17 protein-coding genes are annotated in these 23,779 nt (G+C 44.4%); 11 read left to right on the forward strand and 6 right to left on the reverse strand.

Annotated elements, in window-relative coordinates:
* Positions 1–262: 262 nt before the first annotated feature.
* From MiSe_RS23750 to MiSe_RS23760, 3 genes are all read left to right on the forward strand, one after another.
* Positions 263–2,497, forward strand: a complete 2,235-nt coding sequence (locus tag MiSe_RS23750; RefSeq protein ID WP_226585508.1) for a hypothetical protein — start codon at positions 263–265, stop codon at positions 2,495–2,497.
* A 115-nt stretch (positions 2,498–2,612) separates the two neighbouring features.
* The gene (locus MiSe_RS23755) at positions 2,613–3,332 is read left to right on the forward strand and encodes an OmpA family protein (RefSeq protein WP_226585510.1); all 720 of its coding nucleotides are present in this window, start codon (positions 2,613–2,615) and stop codon (positions 3,330–3,332) included.
* Positions 3,333–3,390: 58 nt separating this feature from the next.
* Positions 3,391–4,944 (forward strand): EH signature domain-containing protein, encoded by a 1,554-nt coding sequence (locus tag MiSe_RS23760; RefSeq protein WP_226585512.1) that lies wholly within the window; start codon positions 3,391–3,393, stop codon positions 4,942–4,944.
* Positions 4,945–5,034: 90 nt separating this feature from the next.
* On the opposite strand, the gene MiSe_RS23765 is transcribed toward MiSe_RS23760, so the two are convergent.
* From MiSe_RS23765 to MiSe_RS23775, 3 genes are all read right to left on the reverse strand, one after another.
* Complete coding sequence (locus MiSe_RS23765) at positions 5,035–5,484, reverse strand: orange carotenoid protein N-terminal domain-containing protein (protein ID WP_226585514.1); 450 nt, start codon at positions 5,482–5,484, stop codon at positions 5,035–5,037.
* Positions 5,485–5,605: 121 nt separating this feature from the next.
* Positions 5,606–6,085, reverse strand: a complete 480-nt coding sequence (locus tag MiSe_RS23770) for an orange carotenoid protein N-terminal domain-containing protein (protein ID WP_226585516.1) — start codon at positions 6,083–6,085, stop codon at positions 5,606–5,608.
* A 348-nt stretch (positions 6,086–6,433) separates the two neighbouring features.
* Complete coding sequence (locus MiSe_RS23775) at positions 6,434–7,105, reverse strand: uracil-DNA glycosylase family protein (RefSeq protein WP_226585518.1); 672 nt, start codon at positions 7,103–7,105, stop codon at positions 6,434–6,436.
* Between the two features lie 74 nt (positions 7,106–7,179).
* On the opposite strand from MiSe_RS23775, the gene MiSe_RS23780 reads away from it, so the two are divergent.
* Positions 7,180–7,962, forward strand: a complete 783-nt coding sequence (locus MiSe_RS23780) for an ABC transporter ATP-binding protein (RefSeq protein ID WP_226585520.1) — start codon at positions 7,180–7,182, stop codon at positions 7,960–7,962.
* A gap of 72 nt (positions 7,963–8,034) precedes the next feature.
* The gene (locus MiSe_RS23785) at positions 8,035–9,798 is read left to right on the forward strand and encodes an MlaD family protein (protein WP_226585522.1); all 1,764 of its coding nucleotides are present in this window, start codon (positions 8,035–8,037) and stop codon (positions 9,796–9,798) included.
* A gap of 414 nt (positions 9,799–10,212) precedes the next feature.
* On the opposite strand, the gene MiSe_RS23790 is transcribed toward MiSe_RS23785, so the two are convergent.
* From MiSe_RS23790 to MiSe_RS23800, 3 genes are all read right to left on the reverse strand, one after another.
* The gene (locus tag MiSe_RS23790) at positions 10,213–10,494 is read right to left on the reverse strand and encodes a DUF3288 family protein (RefSeq protein WP_226585524.1); all 282 of its coding nucleotides are present in this window, start codon (positions 10,492–10,494) and stop codon (positions 10,213–10,215) included.
* A gap of 66 nt (positions 10,495–10,560) precedes the next feature.
* Positions 10,561–13,143: a tetratricopeptide repeat protein gene (locus tag MiSe_RS23795; RefSeq protein ID WP_226585526.1), complete on the reverse strand. Its 2,583-nt coding sequence runs from the start codon at positions 13,141–13,143 to the stop codon at positions 10,561–10,563.
* Positions 13,144–13,327: 184 nt separating this feature from the next.
* Entirely contained in the window at positions 13,328–15,196 is a 1,869-nt protein-coding gene (locus MiSe_RS23800; RefSeq protein WP_226585528.1) for a tetratricopeptide repeat protein, read from the reverse strand.
* 108 nt (positions 15,197–15,304) lie between these two features.
* Between MiSe_RS23800 and rpiA the strand changes: the two genes are divergently transcribed.
* The 6 genes from rpiA to MiSe_RS23830 all read left to right on the forward strand — a co-directional run bounded on the left by rpiA (position 15,305) and on the right by MiSe_RS23830 (position 23,498).
* Complete coding sequence (rpiA, locus tag MiSe_RS23805) at positions 15,305–16,018, forward strand: ribose-5-phosphate isomerase RpiA (RefSeq protein ID WP_226585530.1); 714 nt, start codon at positions 15,305–15,307, stop codon at positions 16,016–16,018.
* 48 nt (positions 16,019–16,066) lie between these two features.
* Entirely contained in the window at positions 16,067–16,336 is a 270-nt protein-coding gene (locus MiSe_RS23810; protein ID WP_226585532.1) for a hypothetical protein, read from the forward strand.
* Positions 16,337–16,471: 135 nt separating this feature from the next.
* Positions 16,472–16,717 carry an SH3 domain-containing protein gene (locus MiSe_RS23815; RefSeq protein WP_226585534.1) on the forward strand — a complete coding sequence of 82 codons (246 nt, stop codon included), beginning with the start codon at positions 16,472–16,474 and terminating at the stop codon, positions 16,715–16,717.
* Positions 16,718–16,901: 184 nt separating this feature from the next.
* Complete coding sequence (locus MiSe_RS23820) at positions 16,902–20,855, forward strand: choice-of-anchor D domain-containing protein (RefSeq protein ID WP_226585536.1); 3,954 nt, start codon at positions 16,902–16,904, stop codon at positions 20,853–20,855.
* Positions 20,856–21,514: 659 nt separating this feature from the next.
* Positions 21,515–22,687 carry an aldo/keto reductase gene (locus tag MiSe_RS23825; protein WP_226585538.1) on the forward strand — a complete coding sequence of 391 codons (1,173 nt, stop codon included), beginning with the start codon at positions 21,515–21,517 and terminating at the stop codon, positions 22,685–22,687.
* Between the two features lie 73 nt (positions 22,688–22,760).
* Entirely contained in the window at positions 22,761–23,498 is a 738-nt protein-coding gene (locus tag MiSe_RS23830; protein WP_226585541.1) for a superoxide dismutase, read from the forward strand.
* Positions 23,499–23,779 lie beyond the last annotated feature (281 nt).

Consider the following 23,779-nt stretch of genomic DNA (forward strand, 5'->3'; position numbering starts at 1 on the left):
TAGCTGCGACCGAAAACAACGCGCGAGCGCGATTGTTTTTACCTGTTGAGATCGCACTATTTCCGCGCCCTGACTGCTGCGGTGGGGCGATCTTTTCTTGGACAGCGATCCCCACGGCGGGGATCGCCGTGGGAAAATATTTTCACCCCTTTCTGCAATCCTCAGCCCCTCCCCAGCGCTACATCTATATATATTGATAGAAATTGCTCTGCGGCTTATGGGGTTGCCGTTGCTTAATACACAAATACCTTGATATGTCAATATGGACTTGATTAATTATTTTAAAGAATTGTTCGGCATAATTTGGCAGAACAGCGTTTTTCATTGGGCAGCGTTAATCCTGCTGGGTGTGGCGGTGTGGGGGGAATATAACGCCGTCAAGCGGTATCGACGGTATCAAAGTGGGAAAAGTCGTTTGATGATGGAGGCGATCGCTTACTTAAACGAAAAACTGGATGGGAAAGTAAGCGGCATCAAGAAGCTACAATCAGACGAAACAACCGGGGAAAATTGGTCATCCCTCCTCGACTGGTTTGGCGAACATTTGGTAGGAGACTTTTCCGCCGATGATAAATACGCAGCAGAAGTACATCGAGGGCGCTTTCTCTTATTGCAGTATCCCGCCTTTCTGACTCGCCCGGTGCCGCGCAGTCAATGGCGGTTTGTCCCCAGCATTTTGGTTGCCATCGGGGTATTAGGAACATTTTACGGCATTCAACAAGGACTGCAAAACATCGGTCTGGGCGATTTAAATAATACTGGGGAACTCTTACCATCAATCAGGCAGTTACTCGAAGGTATGAAAACGGCCTTTTCCACCTCGTTGATGGGACTGGGATCTTCCAGTATTTTTACCATCGTTTTGGCATGGGGCGAGCAAGAACGACAAAAACAGCGCGACAGTTTGCGAAGTCAATTAGATAAAATTGCCACGCTACAAACCCCAGGGCAAATGTTTGCCCGCATCAACCCGGATAGCAGTCGAGAAGCAGCTGTTGCTATTACTAGCGCCGCCGAAACAATGCAAACTGGATTTGCACAAATGGTAGAGGCGCAACGAGAATTAAATCCCCGACAAATTGGGATTCAAGTTGGCATGGCGATGACACCCGTATTTCAGCACATTCGCCAGGAACTAGCTACCCTGCGACAAATTAAAGCCGATTGGGGACAAGAAATCATTAATAATATGATTCAAGGGTTGCGTACAGAAGTGATCGAACCTGTAGTAGGGCGACTCGATCAAAGCGCCCAACTCACTACTGACGCATCTTTAGCAGTCAGAGAACTTAAAACCGAATTGGGTAGCATTTCCCAAAGTTTAGCCGAATCGATTCTGACGATTCAAAACTTCCAGCAAGATACCCTAGTGCAGCTTCAGGAATTCGCCAGTAACTTGCAGCAAATTCTGGGTCAATTCCAAACAGACACGCAAGGCGTCTTGCAGCAAATGGCAACAGAAATTCGCGCGGGGGTGGCAGAAAGTATTGAAGGAATGAAAGCGCAGCGCACCGCGTTTCAAGAAAGCGCCCAAGACGCTTCTGCTACTTTCCGAGGCATTCAAGAAAACTTGCAAGCTGCGCTGCAAACTCAAGCAGAACAAGAACAAAAAATGCTCGCTGGTTTGCAGGAACGGATGATGAATATTCTCAACGCATCTCATACAGCATTCCAAACCCAATCTAGTACAATTCAAGCGGTTGGTAGCGAAGCTTCCCAACTGATGAATCAAGCGCGAGAAAATTTGGTAACCAGCTTGCAAAATGTGGATGGAATGCTGCAAAATACTCGCGTCACCGTCCAGCAAGAATTAGAGCAATTCCGGATTAACTACCAAGCATCGCTACAGCAATTCTTTACCGAACAAAACAATCTTTTAGAGTCTAGTCTTGGTAAGCAGCGGCAAGGATTAGCTCAAGTTGTTGTGACTTTACAGCAAGTGTTCCGGGAAGAATCGGAAAAACGCAAACTGTTGGCAGCGCAAGTTGACCAAAATATGGAAAAAATACAGGAAACTGTCGTAAATGTGAGCAATTTTGCTAACTCGGTTGGATTGAATTCAAGCGAACGTTTGGCGCAACTGCAAGTTCTGGCTAAATTGACTGGAAAAGAGGTGCTGCGGGTGGAAACTACCTATCAGAATATGGTCAAACAATTAAACGAAGAGGGGAAACGAATGCAAAGTACCTATGAAAATATGGTTGGTCAATTAGATCGATCTCTCCAGTTGGTACAAGAACAGGTAAAAACTGTGGAGAATTCTTATCAGAATATGGTCGAGCAATTCAATCAAGCATTGGAGGTGGGGAATCATCAATTGATAGATTATCTGGAAAAGGCAAATCAATCGCAAACAAACTTCTTTACTCAGTCAGATAGCGAGATGGCAAATGTTTGTAGCAGTTTACAAGAAACCTCGAATGGTTTGATGCAAGTCGCTCATTATCTAGTCGCTGCGGCGGATAATTTGGGAACTAAAAATGGGAATATTAAATAGGTAATGGATGGGTAATTGTCAAGATTAGACTGGCTTTTAATCCAATTACCAATGAGCAATTACCAATGCCCAATTACCAAAGGTAAATTATCAAAAATTACACATAACGGTGGCAATGAGAGATTTATCTAATTTAGATGAAACCGAAATTGAAGAAGCGGAAGACTCCAGCGTTTTACTATCAATTGGCGATTTAATGTCTGGGTTGCTAATGTTCTTTGCGCTGCTGTTTATTACCGTGCAGATTCAGCTGAATGAAAAAGTAGCAGAACTGAACGAAAAACTCGCTCGGATTGAAAAATTAGAACGAGAATTAGTAACTTATCGCAAGGCATTTGAAGCACTTCCCCAGATTATTGTCAAGACCCTGGAAGGAAAATTAGGCGGAAAAGATATCTTTACAGTTGACCCGGAAACGGGGGATGTGAGTATACGCGATCGCATCCTCTTCGACGAAAATAGTGCCGCCCTAAAACCCGCAGGCAAAAAGTTTCTCCAATCCTTTATTCCCCTATACAGTCGCGTCATTTTCTCCGATAAAAAATTCGAGGATCAGATCGCTAAAGTAGTGATTGAAGGTCACACCAGTTCCAAAGGTACGGAACAAGAAAATTTGAATTTAAGTTTGCGACGCGCTGAATCTGTGATGAACTACATCCTTTCTAATGAAGTAAATTTTCCCACAAAAGCCAAGTTTAAAGCTAAAATACTTGCCGCTGGGAGAGGGGAAATTGAAGCCAAACAGAATCGGGATGAACCAAGCGATCGCAAAGTCGTTTTCCGCTTCCAATTCCGCCGCGAAACCCTCAAGAATTTAAATTTAGATAATAGGTAATTGGTAATGGGTAATCGGAAAAAAGGTATTAGCAATTAGCAATTAGCAATTAGCAATTATGTTTCGTCAACTCAAAGTACCGCAAAACCCCCCCGAATGGGAACCGAAAAAACTCAAAGTTGCCAGGGATAAAATTAGCCGCGAATCGGTAAAGGCGCCAAATATTCCCAAAACCGAAACATCGCCACCGCGCGCGATAAATGATATAATTTATTATATCCAAAACGAACAAACCGAGCAATTAACTCAACTTGATTGGGTTTACTGCCTCTATGCCAAAACTCAATGGGATATTCAAAATCCAGAAAAAAGCCGAGAAACCTCCCAGGCAATTTGGCAAGTCGCAAAAACCAATGAATGGTTGAAACGTCGGTTATTCTGGCGAATCGCGCTCCACTATAGCGAAGAATCAAAAGTCAAAGAAAATTCCACAGTTTCCACGCCTTCATCTTTCAGACTTTACACTTCCTATAAACCGAATTCGGCGAGTGGAGAAAAGCCAAGCGCTTACAGTCTTTGTCCTCCTTCCTTAGTAGAGGGTTTCTCTGAATTTGCTAACAACTCCACAGGAACTGATAGACTGCCGATCCAAATTATCAAAGCACTCAATCAAGATCAAAGTGCTTACAATTTAGCTAAACTTAGCTGGCAATACCTCCGCACGCCTCCGGATTTTTTAGAATATGCTGGGTTACCTAGATGGTTAAAAGAAGGTCGAACGGCGCTTGACTTCGTGGCAGAAATGTTTGCCAAAAAGCAAGTTTCCGGTAACCCAGAAGTCGAGTGGTTGTTGCGCTGTCTCAAGCAAATGTCACCCCTACAACAAATGCTAGCAGTAGAAGAGTTACTGACCAAAATTTCGGGGGAGATGGTAACCCGTTTGCCGAAATTAATTGAATGGTTACAAGAGCAATATTCCCAGAGCGATAATAATGGGAAATGGCATCAACTTTCTGATGGAGGTAAGGCGGCGCTGAGTCGGTGGATCGGTACGGTTAATTATGGATATTTCCAACAATTAGTAGACTTGTTGGCAAGAATGCTCAAGCTGCCAGATGAAGAGCAGCGGAAGTTGGCAGAAAAGCGGGATTTTTGGGCAAATTATAGCGATCGCATCCAACGCATTCGCCTACTTTTACCCCAATCATCGGTAACTGCACTCGGTTATCAACTCCAGATTAATGTCGATATTCTCGCAGAAGATGGCAGCGATCCGACCGAAATCTGTATCTTTGATTTTGGCAATTACTATATAATAGAATTTTTACGGGGAAGTGGGAGCGAGGCGCGGTTAATTCCCCGAAATCCTAAGATGGAACTTTTGTTATTTTGTCCGACGAAACTATCAGTGAAAAAACTGAGAAGTTTGGGGGGAGAAACTCACGATCGTATTTTCCAATGGCAGGCACATTGCCAAAGGTGGCTCAGCCAAAAAAATATTCGCCCCAATGCTGGCACCGAATACTTTAAAGGATTGCTCAAACATCAGGGCAAATACGATCCAAATAAAGGGCTTCCCCTTCCAGACGCAAAAGAACAAAAAGAGCGCGAAGCTCTGTTAAAACAGTGGCAACGGCAAATGGAAAAATTGGAAAGGGAAGCCAAGTCGTGAGTTATATAAAATCCGGTTTTTTGCTAATTGCTAATTGCTAATTGCTAATTGCCCCCACAGGGAGTAATTCCGAGGCAACGGTCAACGATATTAACCACCCATGTTTGTTACTGCACGGCTCATGAATTCAGTTTGCTGTTCAAAATCAAGTTGCTTGACAGCATTTAACATTTCTTGAGCTTCAGAAGATAGTTGATAATCTGGTGGCATTGGAACGATTGTTTCCTGTTCCATTCCTTGAGCTAGCAAATACCAAACACCCAACTTTGCTCTGGGATATAAAGCACGATACTCGCGGTTAATTTCGTTATCTGCACCTGTAATAATGTCCCGCTGCGCCTGTAGCTGCTCTTCACGAGACATTATCCCAATTCGATTTACTACCGCTTGAGAAAGTTCAAGTCCAGCAGTCGGCGACGGCGTGATACCGTCTTTCATTTCTGTGTAAACAAACCACAAAACGGCGAGTTGATCGTCAACGCTCAAACGCTGTAATTGCTGTACAGTTTGGTCGATGTTTGCAATGTTTGTGAATGTCATAAAAACCTGTGAATGAACGAACAACAGTTTTTGCTAATGGCTAATTGCTCATGGCTAATTGCTAATAGGTAATGGCAGATTAGCAATTAGCTATTAGCTGTTAGCAATTGGCAGATTCTGATTAAATTGCAGCGCCAGGAGCGGGTTCAGCACCCATTACCAATACTGCACCCCGGAGGAAATCAATTTGCTGTTGAAAATCCATATTTTCGATTCGTCCTAACAAAACTGTTCCAGCTGCCGGAAATTCGTAGTCAGGAGGCATGGGAATAATTGTCCCGCTTTCCATTCCTTGGGCTAAAAAGTACCAAAAAGCCAGCTTTGTTTCAGGACTCAAAGAACCGTATTGACGACTCAATTGTGTATTCGCTTTTTCAACAATTTCTCGCATCACTTGCAGTTGTTGCTCGTGGGGCAGTTCTTTTACTTGATTGAACAATCCTTGAGCAATTTCAGATCCTGAAGCGCCTGGAGCAGCTGGTGTTATCGATTTTCCCAGCTTGGTGTAAACAAACCACAGCAACGCCAGTTGATCGTCTGTTTTCAAACCTTCCAAAGCTTCTTTACCTTGGTCGTAGGCACTCACATTGGTAACTGTCATAGCGAGCCGAATGTATCTAAACTAACAGTTTCATGGTGAAATAACCTGTGAGTTTTTACCCCTGTAAAAGGGTAGATAATCCCTTGGAGATCAACGGAAAACAAACTCTACTCAGGATAGATGTAGCTGGCTCAAATCGGTTCAAATATAGCGAGAAAGCAGTTTGTGTAGCGGCACCCTTAAGGGTGCCGCTACACAAACTTGCGCCAAAAGGTTGTGCTTCACTCGCTGGCAATATCAGGACTTACGCAAAAAAACAAAGGGCGATCCGAAAAATGGTAGGGTTCCACGAGCAAGATTGACGCATCACCTTTGTTTTTGGCTCCGCGTGCTAGAGTCCTGAATATGCTATATTTCCGCCAGACGCTGTTGCAGCAATTGGGGAAATTGGGCGTAATATTTTTGATTCAGTGGGGAAGGATGAGGTAGTGGCATCAGGGTTACTAAACGTTGATGCTGGTTTCCTTGTTCATCCTTTGCTTGAAGCGTGACTTGAATGCTTTTAGTGTAGCGTTCGCTCTCTTCAAAAAACTCTTTTAACGCGCCTTTCGCCCCATAAGGCGCAAACCAATTAAACGCTTCATTCCCTAGGGTAATAATCTTATCGCCTTGCCAGTAAAGGACTAGCAATTGCTCTATAAAAGGACGAAATCGCTGCTTGACTGCCTCTGAGTATGCTTTGTTACCAGTTGGTTTGTAAGGTACGGTGTTAGTCAGGAGGACGCGATCGCATACAATTTGTAAATCTGTATCCCGATCCGGTTCTTTACCATATATGGCGCGATACAAACCCTTGCGAACTAGCTTACCAGCAGCGCCGTAAAGCGGTTGACGCGCGTGGACTTCATCTTTGCCCAAATCGCGCGCAAAAATGCACAAATTGCCGTTCAAATTGCCTGCATAAAGAATTGGCTGGGTTGGACTTAAACCCGCCGCTTGATAAACTGGTTCATCGATGGGAAAGGTAGCGCTTTCTGCTTCCTGCTGGATTTGTGCAATCAATTGTTCTATATTTAACATTGAAATGGCTTCGTTTTGATGTTTAATTTGGTTAGGGGGTGCGGGTTTATTTTAACCTGAGTTGCGGGACTTTTATGACCGAGCCATTAATCGAACTAAAAGGAATAAGTAAATCGTTTGGTAACAATATCATTTTAGATAAAGTTGACCTGACAATTGACCGAGGGGAGGCTTTAGGAATTATAGGGCCTTCTGGGACGGGTAAATCAACAATTTTGCGAATTATTGCCGGGTTGTTAGCACCGGATGCGGGGGAGATTTATATCAAAGGAGAGCAAAGGTTGGGGTTGGTTGAAGATAAAACCGATCCGATTGGAATTGGCATGGTGTTTCAGCAGGCGGCGTTATTTGACTCGCTGACGGTAGAGGAAAATGTCGGCTTTCTGCTGTATCAACACTCAAAATTGCCTCAGAAAAAAATTCGGGAACTCGTGAACGAAAAGCTGGAGATGGTAGGGTTACCGGGAATAAACTCGCGCTACCCATCTGAATTATCCGGCGGGATGCGAAAGCGAGTTAGTTTTGCCCGTGCAATTATGTCCAATCCCGATAATCCTAAAGATAATCCAGAAGTTTTGTTATATGATGAACCTACGGCGGGATTAGACCCGGTTGCATCTACGGTGATTGAGGATTTGATCCGACAGTTACAGCGTGCCGCAGGGGTTTGCAGCACCTATGCGATCGTCACTCACCAAGACAGCACTATCCGCCGCACGAGCGATCGCATCGTGTTTCTCTACAAAGGTAAAATTCAGTGGCAAGGTAGCGTTAGCGATATTGATGCGACAGATAATCCTTTGGTTAGGCAATTCTTTAGCGGTAGTGTAGAAGGACCAATTCAGGCAATTGGTTAGTCGATTTTGGATGGTAGATTTTCGATTAAATCTAAAATCTGAAATCTAAAATCTGAAATTAAAGGAGAAAGTATGCGATCGCGCACGGTGAGAGAAGGTTCGGTTGGGTTGTTCTTTCTGTTGGGAATCGGTTTGTTTGTGGCGATGAGTGTATGGTTGCGACAAACTTATTTTGGCGATCGCGGTTACCAAGCGATCGTAGAATTCGATAACGCAGCAGGAATGCAAATTGGGACGCCAGTGAGATATCGCGGTGTCAAAGTTGGTCAAGTAATGACGATTAAACCCGCAACCGATAAAGTGAATGTTGAGATTAAAATTACAGAACCCGGCCTGATTATACCGCGCAATGTTAGAGTTGAAGTCAATCAATCTGGTTTCATCGGTCAAAACGCAATTGATATTGTTCCCACAGAAACCGTATCTGCTAGCATTCAAGGGGTAAACCCTCTCGATCCTAGTTGCAAAGACCGCAATCTGATTATTTGTAATAACGACAGCATCAAAGGGCAAGTTGGCTTTAGTCTCGATGAATTCCTTCGCCTCTACACCGACGAAAAGTTTTATGCCAACATCAATTCTGCGATTCAAAATACAGCGATGGCGGCGCAGTCAGTTTCTCAACTGTCTCGCGATCTTTCCAGTTTTACGGTAACGGCAAAGCAACAACTTACAAGCGTATCTGCTGCTGCGAATGCGATTGGTCGAACGGCGGAAAAATTTGGGCCAACTGCCGATAAATTAAATCGAACTGTTGACCAATTTGCGGTTACTGCTAATCAAATTAGTGCGACGGCAAATCGCACTGCCGATCAATTTGCCCTCACTGCCAATCAAATTGGTGCAACTGCGAATCGCACTGCCGATCGATTTAACCGCAATATGGATCTGCTTACTGCAACAGCGAATCGCACTGCTAATCAACTTTCTCGCGATATAAATCAGATTAGTACTAATGCAAATCGGACGATCGATAGAGTGGGGACAACTGTTGATCGAGTCGGCACAACTTTCGAGCGAGTTGGTAACAATGCCGATCGAACTGTGCAACGAGTCGGCACAACTTTCGAGCGAGTTGGTAACAATGCCGATCGAACTGTGCAACGAGTCGGCACAACTTTCGAGCGAGTTGGTACTAATACCGAGCGCACTGTGCAGCGAGTTGGTATTGCTGCGGATCGATTTGGTGCGACTGCGGAGCAATTGGGCGTCACGGCGGGGCAAGTTGGGAGTTTAGCGACAAATATCAATAATTTAGTCACAAATAATCAAGCTTCTCTTGTTGCTACGTTAGATAATCTGAGCAAAACAAGTGCTGAACTTCGCACGGTAGTTAGTAATTTGAATCCGGCTATTAATCGAATTGCCCAAGGAGAATTAATCAAGAATTTAGAAACTTTATCTGCTAATGCGGCTCAAACTTCAGCGAATTTACGCGACCTGACGGGGGCGCTTAATAATCCGTTCACTTTGTTGGTGTTGCAACAAACTTTAGATTCGGCAAGGGTAACGTTTCAAAATGCCCAAAAAATTACCTCTGATTTGGATGATTTGACGGGAGATCCAGCTTTCCGGAATAAGCTTCGCAATCTTGTTAATGGATTGAGCGATTTAGTTTCTTCTACTAATCAATTACAGGAACAAGTTGAGGTGGCTCGGTTTTTGACGCCAATGGTTGAGGCGGCGAATATGAATATTCCCCAAATGCCAAGTACGTTTCAGATGGATCAAATATCGGTTGTCGATCTATCTATGCCAATTGTTTCTCCCAGCAAGGGGGAAGCGCCAAAATCTATAATTTTTCAACGGAATCCTACAAGGGAAAATCCAAATTAATTTTATATCATGTCCAATAGCAACGGTTGTGTAACTGCTAATAGCTAATCGCTAATGGCTAAATAAAAAAGAAACAGTCAATGATTGCTGAGCAGCTCTGGAGGCAATTGAATTGCGAGCAATTAGCAAGCGAGCAATTAGCTATCCATACACTACCGATGCCTAAGGATATGATATTACTAGGTTGGGTTGAGGCAAGCAAACCCAACCTAGTAATAACTCAAGTTGCTAGTTATCTCTCTGGGAGCGGCTAATGGCGTTCCCAGGCAGGAGCCTGGGAACGAGGCTAATGGCGAAATTGGTAAAAATCCAAGATTAGCAATTAGCAATTAGCAATTAGCAATTAGCAATTAGCAACGCCCTTGTTTATAACTAGCAACTTGCGTTAATATCAGCTTTTTGTGGCAGTAAATGTTAACTCCAGTCTTCTTCTTCTTTTTTGTTTGAGCGGACTTGGTAAATTCGACTGTTTGCGTGAAGTTGGCGCGTTTTTTGGTATAATTCGGCTTCGGTTAATTCCCATTGTTGCAGCAGTTTTTCTAAGTCTGCTTGGATGTCTCTAGCGCCGGGAAAGCCGTTATAACGAATTTTTAAACGCGCTAATTCCGCTAGGTTATAGTCGGTGGGGCCTTCTTGAAATATTTTATCAACGATTTTGCGATCGCTGCTATAAAGTGGATGTTGTTGGTCGGTCATTGCTAATTGCTAATTGCTAATTGCTAATTGGTTTTCTATTACCCATTACCCATTACCTATTACCTATTACCCATTTAAAAGCTGTTCAAACAACCCATACATATCTTGGGCAAATTTTTTCGGATTCCACAAGGGGGATAATGTTTCTGGTTGTTTGGATTGTACTAGCTGCTGTTGAATTTTTTGCCTTAAGTCGCTGTCTTTACCTAGTTTAACTCCCCAGTCTACGTACTCCTCCCAACTGTTAGCAATTCCTACTGAAATCCCCAGGGTTTGTAAGAAAGAATACCCCATGCGCGAAAGGTATTGTTCGCCAGTTCTGGTTACGATTGGCAAATTAAACCACAATGCTTCTAAATTGTGCGTCCCTCCATTATAAGGATAGGAATCTAGCAAAATATCTGCGATTTTATAGTTGGTGCGATGTTCTTCTTCGCTTTTTGTTACTAATAGATATTTAATTCTGTGTAACCCGACTCCGATGGCTTCGCATTCTTTTTTGTATGCTGCTTGAATTATTTCTATATCCCCTGTATGACCTTTATAAATCAATACGCTATCCTGGACTTGTTTGAGGATTTGCACCTGCGCTTTTATCAATTCTGCATTGAGTTTATACCCGGGAGAAACGCATAGGTAAACAACTTGATCTTCTGCTATTCTTAATCCTCTTCTGACATTTTTTCTATCTACTGGTAAGCATTCAAATCCTCCTACGGCGACGAATGAATCTGGCATCCGAATTAACTGTTCGCGGTAGTATTCTTCCACGCCTTCTGGTTGGGTGTGCGCGTCGCCAAGAAAGTAATTTTTCTCTGAGGTAAACGGTGCTTCAAATCCTAACCAAGATAAGCACAGGCGCGCGGGTTGTTGATGGATAATATCGACTTGCAGCGGGATGGTTATTGAGTCCAACTCAATCAGTACATCCAACTCATCTTGCAATATTTGCTCGATGATTTCTTTTCCGTCTGCATTTCCATTGCTAAATTTACTCGGTTTGTAAAATTTTGTTGCTACCTTTTCAAATAGCTGGGTTCGGTCGTCGGGTTCATATTGGCTGGTAGAATACAAATATAAATGAGGCGTCAGTTTGGATAGTTCTTGGATGATATCGGCACTGCACCAACTGACGGAATGTCTGCGAAAATGAGCGGAAAGAAAGCCAATTTTTAACTGACCTTGGCGAGGATTTTGGGGTAGATTAATAGGTGAGTAGGCTTTAGCAATCAGTTGTGCATATTGTTCGCCAATGAATTTGGATAGTTTACTATTGGCGGATCTATTATCGCGCAAGTAGTTGAGGTTAAATAATAAATGGGCATAGAGACTGGTTATTTCTGGTTCGCTTAATTCGGCATTATAAATTAATCGTTCTATTTCTAAAAATTTCTCTTGGGCGATTTGATGCAAGGCGGATTTGAGATAAACGTTAATAAAGGTTGTGGTAGCAATTATTTTGGCGGTTTCGCCACAATTTTGCAGATGGGTTTCGGCGGCTTTTCTTAAATGATCTAAAGAATTATGGCTGAGCAGTATAATCGAATTATTAATTAATTCCGATATGCCGAGATCGGCGGCTAAAAGGTTGGGGTTTATTTCTAATGCTTTTTGGTAGTTGTTTAATGCGGCGTCGAACTGATTTATGTTGCATCGATCTGATTGTTTAAATTGCCGATACAGTGCGACCCCCAGGTTGCTATAAGCTTCTGCATTGTTGGGTTGCAGTTCCAGCACTTTTTGGAAAGCAGCGATCGCTTGATATATTTTCCCTTGTTGTAGCAGTGCCGTTCCGAAGTTAAAATGGGCTTCTACAGCATCAGGTTGCATTTGAATTACTTTCTGATATTGCGCGATCGCCTCATCAAATTTTTCTCGCCCAATCAGCAGGTTTCCTAATTTGGCATAAGCTTCTAAGTAGTCTGGTTTTAATTCCAACGCTTTGTTAAATTGAGCGATCGCATCATCTAATCTGTCTTCTTTTTGCAGCACTGTTCCCAAGTTAAGATACCCTAAGGCAAAGTCGGGTTTGATTTGAATCGCCCGTTGGTAATTGTCCATCGCTTCGGCAAATTTCCCCACTTGCGCGCACATCGTTCCCCGATCGTTGATTGCTTCGGCGCTAAACTGTTGTGGGTTGCATTCTGCGGCTTTTTGCCAACATGCGATCGCTTCAGAAAATCGCTTTACTTTGTTTAAGGCGTTTCCCAGATTCCAGTGTACTGCGGCTAGGTTGGGTTTGATTTCGATCGCTTTTTGGAAATAAGGGATGGCTTTTTCCATTTGTCCCTGTATCCCCAGCATACTCCCAAGATTGGCATATGCTTCGGCAAATTGCGGCTCGATTTCTACTGCTTTGGTGTATGCTCGAATTGCTTGCTCAATTTTGCCTCCTGCTTGTAAGGCGTTGCCTAAATTTTTGTAGGCGGCGGCTAAATTTGGTTGTAACTTTAGGGCATTTTGGCACGATGAGATCGCTTCTGCTATTTTCCCTTGCGCTAAATAAATTTCCCCCAGTTGGTTGTATGCTAAGGCGTTGTTTGGTTCAATTTTCAGCGCTTTTTGGTAATTGGCGATCGCTTCATCCAATTTGCCTTGTTCTTTCAGGGAGTTACCTGTTTCGATGTAGGTTTTAGCCGAGGGATTCATCTGCTGTCTTGGGTGCTGTCTATTTTGGGGCTGGTGTTTATTTTACCCTACTATGCTTCGATTACGTTCTTTTTTTAATCAACCGCGAAGACGCGATAGCGAAGCGAAACGCGCTAGCGTTTTAGAACGCGAAGAAGAGGAGGAAGATAGAGACTGTTTGCTGGCGTATTTGATATTGGGTCTATTACAAGAGCATTGCTGCTACGACAAAGGTGATTAGAATTGCGTTGTAGATAGCATGATCTGCTGTACTTGCTTCTACTCCTGCTTCTTGTGCCATTTTTTCATCGTTTGTTTGTTTTAAGTTCTTGTCGTGGATGTATTTATAACGGCAAGCAAATAAAAATCCGGGCAGAATCAGTACAAATCCGGCGAAAATTGGAATTCCTACTAGAATGTGGACTAAGCCAAATTGAGTTGAACGTATTAATATTTGCTTCCAGGTGTTAGCTCCTTGGCGAAATATTTTTTCTTCAAAATTAGCCCAAAATGGCACGAGTAACATTAAAATTATCCAAATTCCGACCGTGATAATCAGCGAATAGTCAATGTTAGCTTCTAGGGAGTTTTTATTTTCGATAGCCTCTTTTACAGGTTGGACTTTGGTCGAATTTTCTGAGGGTGGTACGTTTTTAGGTGTGTTCGCTGCTTGCGGCTTTTTTTCTAAGGGTGGTGCTATTTTAGGTACGTTCGCTGCTTGCGGTTTTTTTTCTAATGGTGGTGCTATTTTAGGTTTCTCCACCTCTTGGGATGGTTTAATCTTCTGGACTGTGGTTATTGGTTGAAATACTAAATTACCTGAATTACCAAAAACTGCGCTCGCCCATCCCCATCGCATAATTGGAGGAACAACTGAAGCTACTGCTACAAATGTAATGAGGGTGATAATCAGTATTAAAAATGATCGTATGTAAGTAATAATTCCCCTTCTATAAATTTGCCAAACAAACTTTAAGTTGGTTCGGTTTAGCCAGAGTTCCCAAATAAATAAGCAAAGAATTCCCACGGAAAAGACTACAGACAATGTTTCTTGCAAGACCATCATCCCAGCCCCTTTGGCATATGTATTTATTATAATAATAGCCAAGAATCCGATTAAAAGGTATTTGACAGAATATAGAATCGTCTTCAAGTCCCGCCAGAGGGTTTTTCTTTTAGTTGGATGAGCAATGTGGTTGAAAAATTTGCCGCTTAGGATTAAGATAATCAGTTTGTACAAAGCAGGAGCAGGATAGTCTGGTTGGAGTGACAAGGCTTTTTCAAAGCAAGCGATCGCCTCCTCGTATCGACGGAACTTAGTCAGCATATAACCCCGCGCATACCAAGCTTGGGAATGCCAAAATTCCTGAGAATTGGGTTTAATTTCTAATGCCTTTTGAAAACAATCAAGCGCCAGTTCGTTCTTGCCTAATCGCAACAACAAGAGGCCGCGATTATACCACGATCTGGCATAGTCGGGTTGAATTTCCAAAGCTTTTTCAAAGCAAGCCAGTGCTGCTTGACGGCGATTTGATAGTAAACCGCGAACGTTCCAAGCTTCGTGGCTATCTGGTTTAAGTTCTAAAGCTTTGTCGCAGCTAGATAATGCTTGCTTGCGGCGGTTTAATCTACTGAGAATGTAAGCGCGATCGCACCAAGATTTATAATAATCGGGATTAATTTTAATCGCTTTGTCGCAACAAGCTAAGCCTTCTTTGTGGCGACCTAAAATACTCAAACAATAGCCTTTTTCCCTCAAAGCTTCGCAGCAGTCTGGTTTCCAATCAATCGCTTTATCGTAAGCTGCGATCGCATCTTTATAGCGGCCTAAATTAGACAAAGCCACGCCCTGATGATACCAAACTTCCCCAGCGTCGGGGATGAATTCTAGGGATCGATCGTACAATGCGATCGCTAACTGATAATTTCCCGAATTAGCCAAGTGTAAACCTTCGTGAAACAGCAACAGCGCCTTCAAAGCAACGGGGACATTTTCATCAACCAGTTGCGCTTGGCGTTCCTCTGGAGTCAGACTCGAATAGGAAAATTCGGAAAAATCTCGATCTTGGTTCATGGCACGGGGCGGTCAAATAGTAGACTAACTTAGGCAGCGTAGGATGAACGACAACCTTTCGCCATCCTAGCCTATAGACCGTGGTTGTACCGCAAAAGGAGTGTTGAAATGAGCGCAGAAGTGAACCCCACCACATTGATGAAGCAACAAGTTGGCAAAGCCGCGAGCGATCGCGTCCAATCTGGTTCTATAGTGGGGCTAGGAACCGGGTCAACCACTGCCTATGCGATTCAGTACATAGGAGAACGCCTCAAGTCTGGGGAATTAAAAGACATTGTAGGCATCCCGACCTCGTTTCAAGCAGAAGTCTTGGCGAGACAATACGGGATTCCTTTAACGACTCTCGATGTCGTTGACCATATCGATATTGCCATCGATGGCGCCGACGAAGTAGACCCCCAACTCAATTTAATCAAAGGTGGCGGCGCCGCCCACACCCGCGAGAAAATAGTCGATTGTTTGGCAGAGCAGTTTATCGTTGTCGTAGATAGCTCTAAATTGGTAGACAAACTCGGTTCGGTTTTTGCCGTACCCGTGGAAGTTTTGCCGTTAGCTTATGCACCCGTCATGCGTGCAATTGAAAAATTAGGCGGCAAACCAGAACTGCGAATGGGTGTGAAAAAAGCTGGGCCAGTAATTACCGATCAAGGCAATATGGTAATCGATGCCAAATTTGACAACATCGACGACCCTGCTGGGTTAGAAAAAACCTTGAATAACATTCCCGGAGTGTTAGAAAACGGCTTATTTGTTGGCGTCACCAACTTAGTTTTAGTCGGCGAAGTCATAGACGGAAAACCCAACGTGCGCGAGATTTCCTAGTTTGAACCAAGAAACCCGGTTTTTCTAAAAAACCGGGTTTCTTGAGCAATGAAAGTTTTATTGCCCATGAAAAAGCCAATCATTTACTCTTTCGCCTTCTTCACAACCCTATCGGTACAAGCTAGGGAAATCAATCCTAATGGTTCCCCGCCAAGACAAGAACAAGGTTGGAGTTTATGGCGACCCAATTCTGAAATAGAAAAAGCCGGGTTTGATGCGGGATTTTCTAATATGGAATTGGGAGGATATTTAGACTTTGAAAACGCTTGTAAGACAAATCCAACAGTTGGTAATTCGTCTATTAACTCAAGTTGCTAGTTATCTCTCTGGGAGCGGCTAATGGCGTTCCCAGGCAGGAGCCTGGGAACGAGGCTAATGGCTAATGTCAGTAAAAATCCAAGATTAGCAATTAGCAATTAGCCATTAGCAACGGCGAAGTTTATAACTAGCAACTTGCAAAACGTTAATTGTCTCCGGGTCAATTCGCCTACGGGTTTAGCGATTCGATCCGAACCTAGAAATAATTCTAGAGCATTGGGAAGAGTTGCCAACGGTCCCACGGTTAGACCTAATAGTTTTCCGGCTTCCATTGTAGAAGCTGATGGGGAAAATTGGATTGCTATTACTTCTCCCAGACCAGGATGGGTTTCTGATGGTAAACCCACCAGTCAGGGAAATTTCAGGTTGTGCAACCGTTAGGATATCGAACAACTCGCCCAATCTGCCAATCAATCCGACCCTCCCGAATCGCCCTTCAGTGATGTTACTGAGCGACGCCCACCACAACCCCTCAACTGATAACCTTTTTTCAGGGTTTATACTGAATAGAGATGCCATCTTTGGATAGCACCTCACACACTGTTGATCGGGGAAAACCGTAAAAATGCCTATCTTTAACGGAACTATTGATACCGATTTTTTAGATGGTACACCCGATGCCGACACCCTGATCGGATTTGCAGGCAACGATACCATTTTTGGTCGCGAAGCAAATGACCTGCTCAAGGGTGAGGAAGGAGATGACCTGCTCAACGGTAATCAAAATGAAGATACGGTCATTGGTGGTGAAGGAAACGACTGGGTGCGGGGAGGTAAAGACAACGATCAGCTATTTGGCGACGCCGGTAACGACACCCTCCACGGGGACAGGGGAAACGATACTGCGTTTGGCGGTGATGGGAATGATTTGTTATTTGGCGACACTGGAGTCGAAGCCAATTTTACCGGAAATGGTAACGATGTCCTTTATGGTCAATTGGGAATTGATACTCTGTTTGGGTTAGGCGGAAACGACCAGCTATTTGGTGGCGATCGCGACGATCTCTTGTCCGCTAACAAAGGCAATGATATCGTCTTTGGCGGGGATGGCAACGACTTAATCCGGGGAGGTAAAGACAACGACTTGTTATTTGGCGACGCCGGTAACGATATTATCTACGGTGACTTGGGTGCAGATACACTAACCGGCGGCGAAGGCAACGACACTTTTGTCATCGGCAGGCGTTTTGACGTTCCCGGTTTTCGCACCACAGGCGGTTTAAATATTGCCGACGCCGACAGCATTATAGACTTTACCAAAGGTCAGGACTCCTTTGAATTAATTGGAGGTGTGACTTTTGAAGACCTGAATATTTTTAACGGCAGCGGCACATATACTGGCAATACAATTATTCAGGATAAATTTACCGGCGAGTATTTAGCAATTCTCAAAGGAATTAACGCCAGCACTTTTACCGAACCCGCTCCGATTCCACTCGTAATTACACCAACTTCAAACGGCATTTTACAATTTAGCGCCCCGACATTCAGTATTAATGAAGATGGCACGCCGGTTGCTGCGGTGACTATTACCCGCACAGATGGCAGCAGCGGCGCTATCTCGGTGCAGGTACTTGTTAACGGTGGCAGTTCCATAGGGGGTGCGCCTCCTTTAGCAGCGCCCAAAGATTACGATAATAGTTTTATTACCGTTAATTGGACAGATGGAGATACATCTGCCAAAACCGTCACCGTTCCTATCTTTAACGATACAGAAGTTGAAGGTAATGAAACGGTTAATTTAACCTTGGAATCCCCTACAGGCGGAGCAACAATTGGGACGCAAAATACTGCCGTTCTCACAATTTTAGATAACGACACCCAATCAAGACTAACCCCAGGTACTTTATCCTTTACTTCTGCTAACTATAGCGAGCGGGAAGGAAATAGCGGCACGACCAATAAAATTGTTGCCACAATTCAACGCACGGGTGCCAGCGATCGCCTTGTCACCGTACAAGTGCAACTCGGTGCAGGTAGCACGGCAACTTTGAATGATTTTACTAACAATTTGCCGATTACTGTTACCTTTAATCCTGGGGAAAACTCCAAAGATGTCGAACTGCCCATTATTGGGGATACGATTGCGGAAGAAGACGATCCGATTAATTTGCAATTAATCAATCCTACAGGTGGGGCAAGTTTAGGAACTCAGCAAACGGCAACTTATACGATTATTGACGATGATATTGCTGCCACCGACCCAGAGATTGAGGTATTAGATGGAGAAGCTAACATTGCCGATGGTAAGGGTTCTGTTAAGTTCGGTAGCACTACAGTTGGCAAAGATATTACCAAAAGCTTTACTGTCAAGAATATCGGGAATGCTGACCTTAATCTGAGTAGGATTAATTTACCGAATGGCTTTAGTTTGGCGAGTGGTTTTGCCAGTTCCACTTTAGCGGCAGGGACCCAAACTACTTTCTCAGTAAAACTCGATGCCAGTGCGACTGGAACCCCCAGCGGTACATTGTCATTTGGCAACAACGATAGGGATGAAAATCCTTTTGATTTTACGCTTGCAGGTACGGTAACTGACGTTACAGTGCCAGAAATTGAAGTTTTAGATGAGGAAAATAAGATTACCGATGGCACAACCACAGCAATTGATTTCGGCATTACTAATGTTGGCACTGCGGTTACTAGAACCTTCACGGTGAGGAATATAGGTTCTGAAACTTTAAACCTCTTAGACCGCAATTTGCCCGATGGTTTCAGTTGGGTAGGAAAGCTTCCTAGCAGTATTGCTCCTGGTGGTAGTGCTACGTTTGAAGTGCAACTGAATGCTACTAATGCTGGCACTTTCAATGGCACGCTACTATTTACTAACAACGACAAGGATGAAAGTCCGTTTGATTTTCCGATTGCAGGGATTGTTGAACCACCCCCAACGGTTAGCATCACCGCCACCGATGCAGAAGCAGCGGAAGTTGGCGGGAATACCGGGACTTATCGCATTACGCGCACTGGTAATACGGGGAATGCTTTGACGGTAAATCTGGCAATTGATGACAGCAGTACTGTTACCAGTAATGCGGGTGGTGCTTTCGGTGTTGATTACAATTTCAGCGTTAGTGGTGGTGGCAGTATTTCAGGAACGGGTGCAAATCGAAGTTTAATTATTCCTGTTGGACAATCTTCGGTGGATGTGACTCTCACGCCTGTAGATGACGAACATGCCGAGGCGGATGAAACGCTGAAATTGAATTTGGCATCTGGTAGTTACACGATTGATGGAACAAATAATAATGCGACGGTAACGATTGCTGCTAACGACACGGTGGTAATCAATACAAAGGATTCTGTAGATAATTATGCGCTGCGAGAAGGGTCGTTGCGACAAGCGATGTTGAATGCGATCGCAAGTCCTGGTGCTGATCTGATCGCTTTCGCTGGTGCAGGCGCATCGGGAACGATTAATCTGACAGCAGCACTGCCAGAAATTAGCGGTCCTCACGCTAATAACACCACGATTAATGCCCCGGGCGCAAACACCCTAACTGTGCGACGGGATACAGGGGGAGATTACCGGATTTTTACCGTCCGTAACGGCGTGAATGCTGCTTTTTCTAACTTAAATATTGCCAATGGTCGTGCAAACGATGGTGCCGGCATCCTCAACGAAGGTGGTACAGTCACCATCACTAACAGCAACTTCTCCGGCAACATAGCAAATAATCAAGGTGGTGCCATCCTCAACGAAGGTGGCACAGTCAGCGTCACTAACAGCAAACTCTCCGGCAACATGGCGGCAAACGTTGGTAGCGGCATCCTCAACGAAGGTGGCAGAGTCAGTGTGACTAACACCACTATTTCCACTAACAACGCGCCAAACTTTTTTGGTAGCAGCATCACAAATTTCCGCGGTGCATTCAGCATCGCTAACAGCGTTCTCTCTGGCAACCCAACCAGTCTTAACAGAGGCATTCATAATAATTTTGGCGCCACGTTAGATATTACCAACAGCACTATCTTTGGCAACCACGTGACATTCGATTCTGTCAACATCGATAGCGGCAAAGGCGCTGGCATCTTTAATGCCAACAACAGCAGCGTGAATATTAGTAACAGCACCATCTCCGGCAACAGTGCAACCGAAGGCGCTGGTGTCTTTAATTTAGCAGGTACGGTGAGTGCCAAAAACACCATAATCGCTGGTAATACCGCCTCCAATCTCCCTGATTTGGGTGGCACCCTCACCTCACAGGGTTACAACCTGATTGGCAATCCCTCTACCGCTATCATCACTGGGGATATTACTGGCAATATCCTCAATGTTGATGCCAAACTTGGCGCGTTGCAAGATAACGGTGGTGCGACGCAGACAATCGCACTACTTCCAGGCAGTCCGGCGATTAATGCCGGCGATCCTAACTTTGCGCCACCACCAGAAACCGATCAGCGGGGGACGGGATTTGCTCGCATCAGAGTTGGTAGGATTGATATCGGAGCATTTGAGTCTGACTTCTCTCCTATCGGCGACCCAACCTTAATCGGAATGCCATTTTTGCTGCCGTAGTTAACTCATAACGCAGTTATAAACTTTGGCTTTGCTAATTGCTAATTGCTAATTGCTAATATAGGATTTTTACCAATCGATCCATTAGCCATTAGCTCCTAGCAGCGAGATAACTACAGGACTTACCCACGACGATTCTATCATCTTTGTTTCTACGTATACAGCGGATTGCAAGCGAGTGAGGTACAGCCTTCAGGTTTTGTTTGTCAAGCGCGCACCGTTAACGGTGCGCGCTTGACAAACAAAGGTGTACCTCATACGAGTGCAATCCGCTGTATCTCTAGTTGCCAAACCAACTATTTTTCAGAGAAACCCCCATGGGTGCGCGTCAGTCCCGCACTAGCAACTTGCGTTAATAACTAATAGCCATCGCTTTGTCAGCAAAGAAACCCGGTTTCTCAGATCCTCGTGCGCTAAGCTCCTGTTACATAACTTAACTCAAGTTGCTAGTTATCTCTCGAAGAGCGGCTAATAACGTGTAAGGGTGAAGCATTTGCGTAGAAATATTTCAGGTCTACGGACAAGATAACAGCGCAAATGCGATAGCCCCTACTATAATCCTATATTAGCAATTAGCAATTAGCAATTAGCAAAGCCAAAGTTTATAACTAGCAACTTGCGTTAACTTAAATATTGCATAAATCCCTCAATAGCTAATCATGCAGTATCGACGCTTTGGACGCACAGAATTGCAAATCCCCGTCTTTTCCTGCGGCGGCATGAGATATCAATTTAAATGGCAGGATGTCCCCCAATGGCAAATTCCACAGGACAATCAAAACAACCTGGAAGCAACTATCCGTCGCGCTATTGAAGTCGGCATCAATCATATCGAAACTGCGCGCGGTTATGGCACTTCCGAGATGCAACTGGGACGAATTTTACCGAAGTTAGAGCGAGATCGCATCATCGTCCAAACTAAAATTGTCCCCTTTGCAGACCCCAAAGACTTTAAGCGCAATTTTGACCAATCTCTCGCTAATCTCAATCTCGATTACGTAGATTTGCTGAGCATTCATGGCATAAATACTACCGAAATTTTTTCAGATAGCATCCGGTGTCAGGAGATGGCGCAGAAGTTGCGCTCGCAAGGGAAAGTCCGGTTTATCGGCTTTTCTACCCACGCCCCTACCGATGTAATCGTGCAGGCGATCGAGACGAACGAGTTCGACTACGTAAACTTGCACTGGTATTACATTAACCAAAGCAATTGGGCGGCGATAGAAGCAGCAAGAAGCCACGACATGGGGGTGTTTATTATCAGTCCTTCGGATAAAGGCGGAATGCTGTATAAACCGCCGCAAAAGTTGGTCGATCTGTGCTATCCTCTGAGTCCGATGGTGTTCAATGACTTATTTTGTTTGAGCCATCCCCAAGTGCATACTTTGAGTATAGGGGCGGCGCAACGGACGGATTTTGAAGAACACCTGAAAACTTTGGCATTGTTAGACAAGGCAGATGAAATTTTACCGTCTATTTTGGCAAGGTTAGAGGCAGAAGCGATCCGCTGTTTGGGGGAAGATTGGGTAAAAACCTGGCAAGTCGGGTTACCTAGCTGCGATCGCACCCCCGGTAATATGAATATACCCACGATCTTGTGGCTGAGAAATCTTGCTATGGCCTACGATATGTACGACTATGCCAAAATGCGCTACAACCTGCTGGGTAATGGCGGTCACTGGTTCCCAGGTCAAAAGGCAGATCGAGTCAAAGAATTAAACTTGCGTCAGTGTCTTGCTAAAAGTCCCCACGCCGATCAGATACCCGCTTTTCTCGAACAAGCGCATCAAATGTTAGGCGGTGAATCAGTTAAACGTTTATCTCAAGAATGAATTTGAGATACCAAAACCCTGAGACAATGGAATACTGGCAACAAACTTACCAATTTCCCCAATCCCATCCAGTATGACTCTTACACGCCGAAGTTTTGTATATTTATTGGGAGCGAGTGTCGGTGCAGTCACTATCGGTGCTTGCAAAGCGTCTGGAGATAATTTAGGCGGGACGGATGTAGCGCAAAGCACAACTAATTATGTTGAACTACCCCCGTTACCCTACGCCTACGATGCTTTAGAACCCCACATTGATGCGCGGACGATGCAGATACACCATGACAAACATCATGCTGCATATGTTACCAATTTGAATGCCGCGATCGCCAAATATCCCCAACTCAAAACCCAAAGTCTGAAAGCGTTGCTAAAAGATATCAATACCGTACCGAAAGATATTCGTACCACGGTGCGAAACAATGGCGGCGGACACGATAACCACAGCATGTTTTGGAGTATTATGAAACCCAATGGAGGTGGGGAACCAACTGGTGCGATCGCATCTGCCATTCAACAATCTTTTGGCAGTTTTGACAACTTCAAGAAACAGTTTAACGCCGCAGGAACCAAGCGTTTCGGCAGCGGTTGGGTTTGGTTAGTTCGCACTAAAGATGGTAAGCTGCAAGTCACGAGTACCGCTAACCAAGATAGTCCCTTAATCGAAGGCAATTATCCCATTATGGGCAACGATGTTTGGGAACATGCCTATTATCTGAAGTACCAAAACCGCCGCGCCGAATATTTAGATGCCTGGTGGAATGTACTCAATTGGGATGAAATAAACAAGCGGTTTGCTCAAGCAAGTGCTTAATCAAGAAACCCGATTGTTTTGAACAATACCTTCGCCAAAATCCGACACCCTTAAGGGTGTCGCTATACAAACTTTGGCTGCCAGAGCAGCCTGTAATAATTTCAGCCCGCTCTGGCGGGCTTTGTTTGTGCAGCCCCAGGCTTTAGCCTCGGGGCTGTAATAATTTCAGCCCGCTCTGGCGGGCTTTGTTTGTGCAGCCCCAGGCTTTAGCCTCGGGGCTGTAATAATTTCAGCCCGCTCTGGCGGGCTTTGTTTGTGCAGCCCCAGGCTTTAGCCTCGGG

The organism is Microseira wollei NIES-4236, assembly GCF_020521235.1.
In the GTDB taxonomy this organism is placed as follows: Bacteria; Cyanobacteriota; Cyanobacteriia; order Cyanobacteriales; family Aerosakkonemataceae; genus Microseira; species Microseira wollei.